Source organism: Candidatus Sodalis sp. SoCistrobi (genome assembly GCF_900143145.1).
GTDB lineage: Bacteria > Pseudomonadota > Gammaproteobacteria > Enterobacterales > Enterobacteriaceae > SoCistrobi.
This window is the reverse complement of record NZ_FRDB01000085.1, coordinates 1-11,406: the sequence shown is the minus strand read 5'-3', so window position 1 is coordinate 11,406 and position 11,406 is coordinate 1. Positions and strand designations below refer to the sequence as shown.

General features: G+C 56.7%; 7 protein-coding genes and 1 pseudogene. 6 read left to right on the top strand and 2 right to left on the bottom strand.

Going from position 1 to position 11,406, the window contains the following annotated elements:
- From CINSTRO3249_RS07640 to rcsB, 3 genes are all read left to right on the top strand, one after another.
- On the top strand, positions 1–229 hold a 229-nt coding region (locus CINSTRO3249_RS07640; RefSeq protein WP_143146879.1), incomplete at its 5' end, for an integrase core domain-containing protein.
- Positions 230–250: 21 nt separating this feature from the next.
- On the top strand, positions 251–457 hold the full coding sequence (locus CINSTRO3249_RS16220; protein ID WP_084790151.1) for an Hpt domain-containing protein: 207 nt from the start codon (positions 251–253) through the stop codon (positions 455–457).
- Positions 458–465: 8 nt separating this feature from the next.
- Positions 466–1,116 carry a response regulator transcription factor RcsB gene (gene rcsB, locus CINSTRO3249_RS07630; RefSeq protein ID WP_074012835.1) on the top strand — a complete coding sequence of 217 codons (651 nt, stop codon included), beginning with the start codon at positions 466–468 and terminating at the stop codon, positions 1,114–1,116.
- Positions 1,117–1,358: 242 nt separating this feature from the next.
- Here rcsB and rcsC read toward each other — a convergent pair whose 3' ends face one another.
- Together rcsC and gyrA are read right to left on the bottom strand one after the other, a co-directional pair.
- Complete coding sequence (rcsC, locus tag CINSTRO3249_RS07625) at positions 1,359–4,232, bottom strand: two-component system sensor histidine kinase RcsC (RefSeq protein WP_074012834.1); 2,874 nt, start codon at positions 4,230–4,232, stop codon at positions 1,359–1,361.
- 109 nt (positions 4,233–4,341) lie between these two features.
- Positions 4,342–7,002 (bottom strand): DNA topoisomerase (ATP-hydrolyzing) subunit A, encoded by a 2,661-nt coding sequence (gyrA, locus tag CINSTRO3249_RS07620; RefSeq protein WP_074012833.1) that lies wholly within the window; start codon positions 7,000–7,002, stop codon positions 4,342–4,344.
- A 242-nt stretch (positions 7,003–7,244) separates the two neighbouring features.
- Between gyrA and ubiG the strand changes: the two genes are divergently transcribed.
- The 3 genes and pseudogenes from ubiG to nrdB form a co-directional block, all read left to right on the top strand.
- The gene (gene ubiG, locus CINSTRO3249_RS07615) at positions 7,245–7,994 is read left to right on the top strand and encodes a bifunctional 2-polyprenyl-6-hydroxyphenol methylase/3-demethylubiquinol 3-O-methyltransferase UbiG (protein WP_074012832.1); all 750 of its coding nucleotides are present in this window, start codon (positions 7,245–7,247) and stop codon (positions 7,992–7,994) included.
- Between the two features lie 442 nt (positions 7,995–8,436).
- Positions 8,437–10,719, top strand: coding sequence for a class 1a ribonucleoside-diphosphate reductase subunit alpha (gene nrdA, locus CINSTRO3249_RS07610; RefSeq protein ID WP_074012831.1), 2,283 nt, complete (start codon positions 8,437–8,439; stop codon positions 10,717–10,719).
- Positions 10,720–10,768: 49 nt separating this feature from the next.
- Positions 10,769–11,281: pseudogene (gene nrdB / locus CINSTRO3249_RS07605) on the top strand (class Ia ribonucleoside-diphosphate reductase subunit beta); the annotation flags it as partial.
- Positions 11,282–11,406: the final 125 nt, after the last annotated feature.

Sequence of the window (11,406 nt, the reverse complement as noted above, 5' to 3'; positions counted from 1 at the left end):
CGGCGACTCCTACGATAATGCGATGGCAGAGAGTATCAACGGGTTGTACAAAACGGAGGTTATCCACCGCGGGAGCTGGAAAAACCGGACGGAAGTGGAGTTGGCCACGCTGGACTGGGTGGACTGGTACAACAACAGAAGGCTGCTCGGGCGGCTGGGTTACATCCCTCCTACTGAAGCCGAAATGAACTATTACGCTTTGCAATTAGCATCAGAGGAAGCGGCGTAGTATTGCCAAAATTACTCTCTAATAAACTCGGGGTTATTCAACCTGGACGCGCTGGCGCAAACCGCCCATCGTTTGAAAGGGGTGTTCGCGATGCTTGGCCTGGAGCCGGGTAAACGTGCCTGTGAATCTCTTGAGTTTTATATTAAACAACAAGATGTATCGAAGATGGGATCGGAGATCCATCAAATTGATGTTTTTGTCACTAAAATGCTGCAGCATGCAAGGTAGCCTTAACTATGAATAACCTTAATGTCATCATTGCCGATGACCATCCGATCGTCCTGTTCGGCATTCGGAAATCCCTTGAACAAATCGAATGGGTCAACGTGGTTGGCGAATTCGAGGATTCCACCGCCCTTATTAATAGTCTTGGCAAACTGGATGCGAATGTCTTGGTGACGGATCTCTCCATGCCCGGTGAAAAGTATGGCGATGGCATCACGCTGATTAAATATATCAAGCGCCATTATCCTCACCTGGCGATCATTGTCCTGACCATGAACAACAACCCGGCGATTTTAAGCGCGGTGCTGGAGTTGGATATCGATGGCATCGTGCTCAAACAGGGCGCGCCCACTGATCTGCCCAAAGCGCTGGCCTCGCTGCAGAAAGGCAAAAAATACACCCCCGAAAGCGTAGCGAAGCTTCTGGAGCGCATCAGCGCCGGCGGTTATGGCGACAAACGCCTGTCGCCCAAGGAAAGCGAAGTGCTTCGCTTGTTTGCCGAGGGTTTTCTGGTGACCGAAATCGCCAAAAAACTAAATCGAAGCATCAAGACCATCAGCAGCCAAAAAAAATCGGCCATGCTCAAACTGGGCGTGGAAAACGATATCGGGCTGTTGAACTACCTGTCATCGGTCAGCATGGCGCCGGTCGATAAAGACTAACTCGCCTTTCTTTCGGTCGCGCGGCACGGTGTGCCGCCGCGCCGCTTGCAGCGGCATCCTCTCTGTGCAGAGCATCCGCACGCGTTATCCGCCAGAATAGGCCCTCATGGCCTGCCACCGGCCTTAATCGGTAATTGCAAGCCTAGCGGCTCACCGCGGGCATGATCCGGCCATGCGCGCCAGTAAAATCACCGCCCCAGACTGACCGCCAAAGCGCGCCTGCGCAACCCCCGCCCCGGACGCTACTGATCATATCCTGTCTCAGCGTCTTTGCGCGCTTGACGCACCTGTTGACTGTAGGCCGAAAGCACCGGTTGCAGGACCTCCAGCGTTACCGGTTTTGACAGGCAATTGTCCATGCCCGCATCCAGACAGCGCTGCTTCTCTTCCGCCAGGGCATTGGCGGTGACGCCGACCACGGGCGTCACTCTGCCCTGCGTTCGCAGCGCGCGGGCAAACTGATAACCATCCATATTGGGCATATTGACGTCGCTGAGAATAATGTCCACCGCCTGCCGGCTTATCATATTCAACGCATCCAGCCCGTCGTTAGCGGTGATGACCTGGTATCCCAGCGAGCCCAACTGATCCGCCAATAACCGACGATTAATGGGATGGTCGTCCACGACCAGAATCAGGATATCCTCGTTGGCGACGCTTGCCGGCATCATCACCGGCGGCGCCGGCAATGCCGGCCATGTCGCCTGGTCGCCGCGATACAAATAATTGAGCAGCAGCGGCAGATCGCCGGCAAACGCCGGGCTTAAGTGCCAATAGCCGGGGCGGATTTCCTCTGCCGGACCGATATGATCGTTTGAGAAGCAAATCGTGGCGCGCGCCCTCCCTTCCGGCTGTTGGGGATCATCGCAAATAAACATATCGTCGAAGCTGAGGGCCTCATCGCGATAGTCCAGCACAGTCAGGCCGTGGTGGCGCAGCAACAGCTGCAGATAGCGACCCATGGCGCTATTACGCACCGCCAGCCAGCAGGTGTGGCCGGCGGCATCCTGTTTTTCCACCGGCCGGGTGACCGCCTGATAAAGCGGCAGGCGGATGGTGAAACGGCTGCCGAGGCCCCGTTCGGATTCCACGGCGATATCGCCGTCCATCAAATTGACCAGTTTTTCACAAATCGCCAGCCCCAGCCCGGTGCCCTGAGTCGGGCGCTGGCCGCCGTCGCCCAATTGTACAAACGGGTCAAACAGCTGCATCACTTCCCGCGTCTGCATGCCAACGCCGGTATCCCGTACGCTAAACAGCAGGTAGCCGTCGCGGCAATACACCGTGACGACGATACTGCCGCTGCGGGTAAATTTGATGGCGTTATTGAGCAAATTAGACAGCACCTGCTGTAGACGCACCGGGTCGCCGCGCAGGCTGTCCGGTACATCCGGGTCGATAAAGCAATACAGCCCCAGGCGTTTTTTCACCACCAGCGACAGGTAGTTGCCGACAATATAGCTCACCATTTCGCGCGGGGAGTATTCCTTTGGTTCTATTTTCAGCTGTTCCGATTCAATTTTTGAGAAATCGAGAATGTCGCTGATGTTATTCAATAACAGCGCCGAGGAGTTACTCATTGCCATGACCAGCCGATCGACGTCGTCCGGCAGCGCCTTGGTTTTCAACAAATCGAGGTTGCCGATAATGCCGTACAGCGGGGTGCGCAATTCGTGGCTGACGGTCGCCAGGAACATCGACTTGGCCTGGCTTGCCTGCTCGGCGGCCGCCGCCATATCCTGTAACGACTCCTCCATGCGCACCCGGACGCTGACATCCACCAGCACGCAGATGGCGACGTTCTGATTGCGATAACGGGAATGGACGAAGCTGATTTGCAGGTTGGTGTTATTACTGGTGATCACATCGACGAAATTGACCTGCTGCCCGCAGATGATATGGGTAATACGCTGACGATCTTCATGGGTGAGCATACTCAAATAATTATGTGCCAGCTCGTTACTTATCAAATTGGCGCCATCGCTGATGCGCAGAATGGAAATCCCCACCGGCGCCGAGGCGACAATTTTGCGGTTAAACTGCTCGTTTTCTTCCAATTGGAATACGTTCTTTTCCGCCGGCGCCAGCATCCTGCGCTCAAACAGCCAGGTCAGGCACATCAGCGCCGCCGCAGAGAACAGATTCAGCAGTCCCAGTTTGAACAGCAGCATGTTGAGATTGTCTATCACCGCGCTGCGCGGCAGCGAAAACGCCATACTCAGCGCGGTCTGGGACAGCGCTTTTTTCATGACCAGATTGGCAAAGCCGTGGTTGTAACCAAAAAAAGCCGGCTGTGAGGGAAACGTGCTGAGCGCCGCCGCGCTGCGCTCACCGCTGTTCAGCGTCAGCAGCGGCAGGTTGTTCTGGTCGAGCAGGGTCAGGCCAAGCGGCAAATTACTGGCGCTGGCGAAATCCTCCAGCCGCATCGTTTGCTCGATGCCGATAAGAGCTTCGAGCTTATTACCGCTGTACAGGGGGATGAGTACATAATAATTACCGTTGTCGTGCCGGTTACCGGGGGTAACCCAATATTGTGTGCCTTGCCGTTCGGTAAGGCGCGCGTTACGGAATTTGATAACCTGGCGCACCAGGCTTTTAGGTGCGGCATCGTCGCCGTTTTCCACGCTGCGCATGCTGAAATCCGCCAGGCACAGGCTCTCACCGCCAATGTAAAACACCCGGTTAAGATCGTAAGCGTCGGAAAAATTATCTTTCCAATAGCTGAGAAAATAGGTCAACGCGTTGACCGCCGTATGAAAGCGCGGACTTTCACTGGCGCAATCGCCGTTAGGGATAAGCGCGCTGTAGCGCGGTTGGGTCAGTTTGGCGCCGGTGTTGCCGTCCAGCATGTCCAGCCCGCTCAAGCTGCCGGTTAACCGGTTTTCCGCCATGTATTTTAGCTGACGCGTGATGTCCGCCGAGTGACGGATGTAATTTTGCGCCTGTTCATAGCTATTGTCGTACTCCTGGCGCAGCACGGCTTCCCGCTGGTGCAGCAGACTAAAAAAATAGAGAAAGGATAATAACGCGCCGAGCGCCCACAGCATGAGTGCCAGCGTCCTGAACAGGTAGCGGGAAATTTTGACCGTGGTGCGAAACGAAGTGAAATATTTCAAGCCCGTACCGTTCGATAAAAGAAAATCAGCCGAAATTAAAAAGGCCAGCGCAACCGCGCTGGCTCTTTTTGCTTACCGTTACTCGCCGGCACCACGCCGGCGGTGGCGATTATTCGCGTTCGCCGTCAACATCATCGTCACCCTCGACGCCATTATCCGCCTCATCGGCGTCATCAGCATCAGCGACGGTGCCATCCGCTAGCGCGTCAGGGCTCGCCACCGAATCCAGATCGTCGTCATCGACCGGTTCGGCGACGCGCTGCAGCCCCACCACGTGCTCGTCCTGCGCGGTGCGGATAAGCGTCACGCCCTGGGTGTTGCGGCCCACGATGCTGACCTCGGAGACCCGCGTACGCACCAGCGTGCCGGCGTCCGTTATCATCATGATTTGATCGCAGTCATCCACCTGCACCGCGCCGACCACCTCGCCATTACGCTCGCTCACCTTGATGGAGATAACCCCTTGGGTGGCGCGGGACTTGGTCGGATACTCCGCCTGCGCGGTGCGCTTGCCGTAACCGTGCTGCGTCACCGTCAGGATCGGCCCCTCGCCGCGCGGCACGATGAGAGACACCACTCGGTCGCCTTCGGCCAGATTGATACCGCGCACGCCGGTGGCGGTCCGCCCCATGCTGCGCACCTGGCTTTCGGGGAAACGCACCACTTTACCGTAGGCGGAGAACAGCATGACCTCGTTGCTGCCGTCGGTCAGATCGACACCAATCAGCTCATCGCCATCGTTAAGATTGACGGCGATAATACCGGCGCTGCGCGGACGGCTGAACTCAATCAGGGAGGTCTTCTTCACGGTGCCGCTGGCGGTCGCCATAAAGACGTGGCGTCCTTCTTCGTACTCACGCACCGGCAAGATGGCGGTAATACGTTCGTTGGACTCCAGCGGCAGCAGATTGACTATCGGCCGCCCACGGGCGCCGCGGCTGGCTTCCGGCAGTTGATAAACCTTCATCCAGTACATCCGTCCCCGGCTGGAGAACAGCAAAATAGTGTCGTGGGTATTCGCCACCAGCAGCCGGTCGATAAAGTCCTCTTCCTTGATGCTGGCCGCCGACTTGCCTTTGCCGCCGCGGCGCTGCGCCTCATAGTCCGTCAACGGCTGATACTTCACGTAACCCTGATGGGACAGGGTAACGACCACATCTTCCTGGTTGATCAGGTCTTCGATGTTGATATCCGACGTGTTGGCGGTAATCTCGGTGCGGCGCGGATCGTTATACTGCTCTTTAATGGCCACCAGCTCTTCGCGGATCACCTCCATCAAGCGGTCAGGGTTCTGCAGGATACGGATAAGTTCAGCTATCTGGGTCAACAGCTCCTTGTACTCATCCAGCAGCTTTTCGTGCTCCAGACCGGTCAATTTTTGCAGGCGCAAATCCAAAATCGCCTGGGCCTGCTGCTCGGTCAGGTAATATTGACCATCGCGAATGCCGTATTCCGGCTCCAGCCATTCCGGCCGCGCAGCGTCGTCGCCGGCGCGCTCCAGCATGGCGGAGACGGTGCCCAGCGCCCAAGAACGCGCGATCAGGCCGGCTTTCGCTTCCGCCGGGGTCGGCGCCTGGCGAATCAGCTCAATAATCGGGTCGATGTTCGCCAGCGCCACCGCCAGCGCTTCCAGAATATGGGCACGATCGCGGGCTTTGCGTAGTTCAAAAATCGTGCGGCGGGTCACCACTTCACGGCGGTGGCGCACGAAGGCGGATAAAATGTCCTTCAGCGGCAGGATCTTCGGCTGCCCCTGATGCAGCGCCACCATATTGATACCAAACGACACCTGCAGCTGGGTCAGGGAGTAGAGGTTGTTGAGCACCACCTCCCCCACCGCGTCGCGTTTGATTTCAATCACGATGCGCATGCCGTCCTTGTCGGATTCATCGCGCAGACCGCTGATGCCTTCGACGCGCTTTTCCTTTACCAGCTCGGCGATTTTCTCAATCAGACGCGCTTTATTCACCTGATAGGGAATTTCATGCACGATGATGGTTTCACGGCCGGACTTGCCGTCCGTTTCCACCTCGGCGCGCGCGCGGATGTAGATTTTGCCGCGCCCGGTGCGGTAGGCCTCTTCAATGCCGCGCCGGCCATTAATAATGGCGGCGGTCGGGAAATCGGGCCCGGGGATGTGCTCCATCAAGCCTTCGACGCTGATGTTCTCGTCGTCGATATAGGCCAGACAGCCATCGATAACTTCCGCGAGGTTGTGGGGCGGTATGTTGGTGGCCATTCCCACCGCGATGCCGGACGAGCCGTTGACCAGCAGGTTGGGGATCCTGGTGGGCATGACATCGGGAATTTGCTCGGTGCCGTCATAGTTGGGCACGTAATCGACGGTTTCTTTTTCCAGATCCGCCAGCAATTCGTGGGCAATTTTCGCCATGCGCACTTCGGTATAACGCATCGCCGCGGCGGAGTCGCCGTCAACGGAACCAAAGTTGCCCTGGCCATCCACCAGCATGTAACGCAGCGAGAACGGCTGTGCCATACGCACGATGGTGTCGTAGACGGCGGTATCCCCGTGAGGGTGATATTTACCGATGACGTCGCCGACAACGCGCGCCGATTTTTTATAAGGTTTATTCCAGTCATTACCGAGCACGCTCATCGCGAACAGCACGCGACGGTGCACGGGCTTGAGCCCGTCGCGCACATCCGGCAACGCACGTCCGACGATGACGGACATGGCGTAATCCAGATAAGAACGTTTCAGCTCTTCTTCGATATTGACCGGTGTAATTTCTCTGGCAAGGTCGCTCATGGAGCCGCTATCCCTCTACTAATGAAGCTTCTACCCGGATTTAAAGGTGTCAAAGTATACCATCTTTTTTCTGTGAAAGGGCACCGTCACCGTTGAAAGGCGCTGCGGAATCATCTCATGTCGCGACAAGCACCCCTTAACCGCAACGACGCGGGGAAAATGCCCGCTTTTGCCGGCAAACGGGCTGCCGGACGGTCCGGTTGCGCGTATACTTAGCCGATAAATGGATAAGGAGCTGTTACATGACCCCTGAAGTGAGTAAAGAAACGAGCCAGCCGGCGGCGCCTCGTCAGGAAAACGTCGATCCGAGCGAAATCGCCAAATTTGACGCAGTCGCCGCCCGCTGGTGGGATCTCGAGGGAGAATTCAAACCGCTGCACCGCATCAATCCGCTGCGCCTGGATTATATTCTCGAACGCGCCGGCGGTCTGTTTGGCAAAAACGTGCTGGACGTGGGCTGCGGGGGCGGCATTTTAGCGGAAAGCATGGCGCGGGAAGGGGCCAAAGTCACCGGGTTGGACATGGGCGCCGAGCCGCTGGAGGTCGCCCGCCTGCACGCGCTTGAGAGCGGGGTGACGCTGGCGTATCACCAGCAGACGGTGGAAGAACACGCCGAAGCGCATCCCGGCGCCTATGATGTGGTGACCTGTATGGAAGTGCTGGAACATGTGCCGGATCCGGCGTCGATTGTCCGGGCCTGCGCCCGTTTGGTAAAACCCGGCGGCGAGGTGTTTTTCTCAACGCTGAATCGCAATACCAAGGCCTGGCTGATGGCTATCGTCGGCGCTGAATATGTGCTGCGCATGGTGCCGCGGGGGACCCACGATATCACAAAATTCATTAAGCCCGCCGAACTGCTGGGGTGGGTGGATGAGACCCCGCTGCGCGAGCAGCACATTATCGGTCTGCATTACCAACCGCTGCGGGATCGTTTCTATCTTGGCGGCAACGTCGATGTCAATTATATGCTGCACACGCGGCGCCAGGCGTAAGGCGTAAGACGCTAGCGCCGACCGAGAAACGTAGCGGCATAGGCTACCGGCGCGATCGTCGTCCGGCAGCCACTGCCGCCGTCTCTCTGTCATCTATGCCGCCTTGCCATCCCGTCCCGCCATCTTCTTCCATCATGGCCCCGTTAGCGGACAGCGTTCAATTAAGCAACGATCGCATTATTTTAGAAAATTTTATCCCCCGCAATTGACAAGCGCGAAGCGCAGGCACAATAGCGGCTTACCCGCTTGATGACCGTTTCTCCCCAACGTTATCCACAAAAGTAGGCAAGTTACTCACTTGCATTGCGCAGGCTTTGTCACTATCTTGTTACCAAACTAACAAAAAGACCCCATATATAGTGATTTGCCCCTTGGCAAGGCACTATTTTGCCTGCGCGCCAGCAAGGGCGTTTGCGGGTCTCTCAGACAGGTATACTGCCGCATGAACCAGAGTCTGCTCGTCACCAAGCGCGATGGACGTAAAGAAACCATTAACCTCGATAAAATCCACCGGGTCATCGACTGGGCGGCCGAGGGTCTGGAAAACGTTTCCGTTTCCCAAGTGGAATTACGCTCCCATATTCAGTTCTACGACGGCATCAAAACCGCCGATATTCATGAAACCATCATTAAAGCCGCGGCGGATTTGATTTCACGCGAGGCGCCCGACTACCAGTATCTCGCCGCCCGGCTGGCGGTGTTCCATTTGCGCAAAAAAGCCTACGGCCAGTTTGAGCCGCCGAAACTCTACGATCATGTGTCGCGTCTGGTCGAGATGGGCAAATACGATAAACATTTGCTGACCGACTACAGCGCCGAAGAGTTCGAGCAGATGGACGGGTTTATCGATCACTGGCGCGATATGAACTTTTCCTACGCCGCCGTCAAACAGCTGGAAGGCAAGTATCTGGCGCAAAACCGGGTAACCGGCGAAATCTATGAGAGCGCCCAGTTTCTGTATATGCTGGTCGCGGCCTGCCTGTTCTCCGGCTATCCGCGCGCGACCCGTCTGGATTACGTCAAGCGGTTCTATGACGCCGTTTCGATGTTTAAGATATCGCTGCCGACGCCGATTATGTCCGGCGTACGCACCCCGACCCGTCAGTTTAGTTCCTGCGTGCTCATCGAGTGCGGCGACAGCCTCGATTCGATTAACGCCACCTCCAGCGCGATTGTGAAATACGTGTCCCAGCGCGCCGGGATAGGCATCAATGCCGGCCGACTTCGCGCGCTGGGGAGCCCGATTCGCGGCGGCGAAGCTTTCCATACCGGCTGTATTCCGTTCTATAAGCATTTCCAGACCGCGGTCAAATCCTGCTCACAGGGCGGCGTGCGCGGCGGCGCGGCCACGTTGTTCTATCCCATGTGGCATCTGGAGGTCGAAAGCCTGCTGGTGCTAAAAAACAACCGCGGCGTGGAAGCCAACCGGGTGCGCCATATGGATTACGGCGTGCAGATTAACAAACTGATGTATCAGCGTTTGGTCAAGGGCGAGGATATCACGCTGTTCAGCCCCTCCGACGTGTCGGGCTTATATGATGCCTTCTTTGCCGATCAGGATGAATTCGAGCGGCTTTATACCCTGTATGAGCAGGACAGCAGTATCCGCCAGCGCCGTATCAAGGCGGTGGAGTTGTTCTCGCTAATGATGCAAGAGCGCGCTTCCACCGGCCGTATCTATGTGCAAAACGTCGATCATTGCAACACCCACAGCCCGTTCGATGCCGCGGTGGCGCCGATTCGCCAGTCCAACCTGTGTCTGGAAATCGCTCTGCCCACCAAGCCGTTGGACGATGTCAACGACGACAGCGGTGAAATCGCCCTGTGTACCTTGTCGGCTTTCAACCTTGGGGCTATCGACAGCCTTGACGATCTGGGCGAGCTGGCGACGCTTGCGGTGCGCGCGCTCGATGCGCTGCTCGACTACCAGGACTACCCGATCCCGGCCGCCAAACGCGGCGCCATGGGCCGCCGCACGCTCGGCGTCGGCGTGATCAACTTCGCGTACTATTTGGCCAAACATGGGGTACGCTACTCCGACGGCAGCGCCAACAATCTGACCCACCGCACGTTTGAAGCCATTCAGTACTATCTGTTAAAGGCGTCCAACGATCTGGCCCGTGAGCGCGGCGCCTGCCCGTGGTTTAATGAGACCACCTATGCGCAGGGTATTTTGCCCATCGATACCTATAAAAAGGATCTCGACGCCATCGTTAGCGAACCCCTGCATTACGCTTGGGAAGCGCTGCGCGCGGACATCAAGCAGCACGGCTTGCGTAACTCCACCCTGTCGGCGCTGATGCCCTCGGAAACGTCTTCGCAGATTTCCAACGCCACCAACGGCATCGAACCGCCGCGCGGCCTGGTGAGTATCAAAGCGTCCAAAGACGGTATTTTGCGTCAGGTGGTGCCGGAGTCTATCCGGCTGCAGAAAGGCTACGAGCTGCTGTGGGAGATGCCGAGCAACGACGGCTATCTGCATTTGGTGGGGGTGATGCAGAAGTTCGTCGATCAGGCCATTTCCGCCAACACCAATTACGATCCGTCCCGTTTCCCGGCCGGGAAAGTACCGATGAAGCAGCTGTTAAAAGATTTGCTGACCGCGTACAAGTTCGGCGTGAAAACGCTCTACTACCAGAACACCCGCGACGGCGCGGAAGACGCGCAGGAAGACATGCAGGCGACGCAGCAGGACGATTGCGAAAGCGGCGCCTGCAAGATATGAACATGGACGCGGGCGGTAGCGATGCCGCCCGCGTTTAACGGGAGTACCCATGGCCTATAGCACCTTTTCACAAGTTAAAAACAACCAACTGCTGGAGCCGATGTTTTTCGGCCAGTCGGTTAACGTCGCGCGTTTTGATCAGCAGAAATACGACATTTTTGAAAAGCTGATTGAGAAACAATTGTCGTTTTTCTGGCGCCCGGAAGAGGTTGATGTGTCGCGCGATCGCATCGATTATCAGGCGCTGCCGGAACACGAAAAACATATCTTTATCAGTAACCTCAAATATCAGACGCTGCTGGATTCCATCCAGGGCCGCAGCCCCAATGTCGCGTTATTGCCGCTGATTTCGATACCGGAGCTGGAAACCTGGGTGGAAACCTGGGCGTTTTCCGAAACCATTCACTCGCGCTCCTATACCCATATCATCCGCAATATCGTCAACGATCCGTCGCTGGTGTTCGACGACATCGTCACCAATGAGGAAATCCTGAAACGCGCCAAGGATATCTCCGGCTATTACGACGGGCTTATCGAGCTGACCAGCTATTACCATCTGCTGAATCACCCCGGATAAATTAGAGTCTATACTTTAAAAGTGGAGGTCTCTATGACAACGACCAAACGTTACTCTCCGGAAGTCCGTGAACGGGCAGTTAATCTAGTGCTGGAAACTCAGCATGAGCA

Coding starts and splice junctions, on each gene's coding strand:
- rcsB (WP_074012835.1), top strand. CDS start 466: ATGAATAACCTTAATGTCATCATTGCCGATGACCATCCGATCGTCCTG.
- gyrA (WP_074012833.1), bottom strand. CDS start 7,002: ATGAGCGACCTTGCCAGAGAAATTACACCGGTCAATATCGAAGAAGAG.
- ubiG (WP_074012832.1), top strand. CDS start 7,245: ATGACCCCTGAAGTGAGTAAAGAAACGAGCCAGCCGGCGGCGCCTCGT.
- nrdA (WP_074012831.1), top strand. CDS start 8,437: ATGAACCAGAGTCTGCTCGTCACCAAGCGCGATGGACGTAAAGAAACC.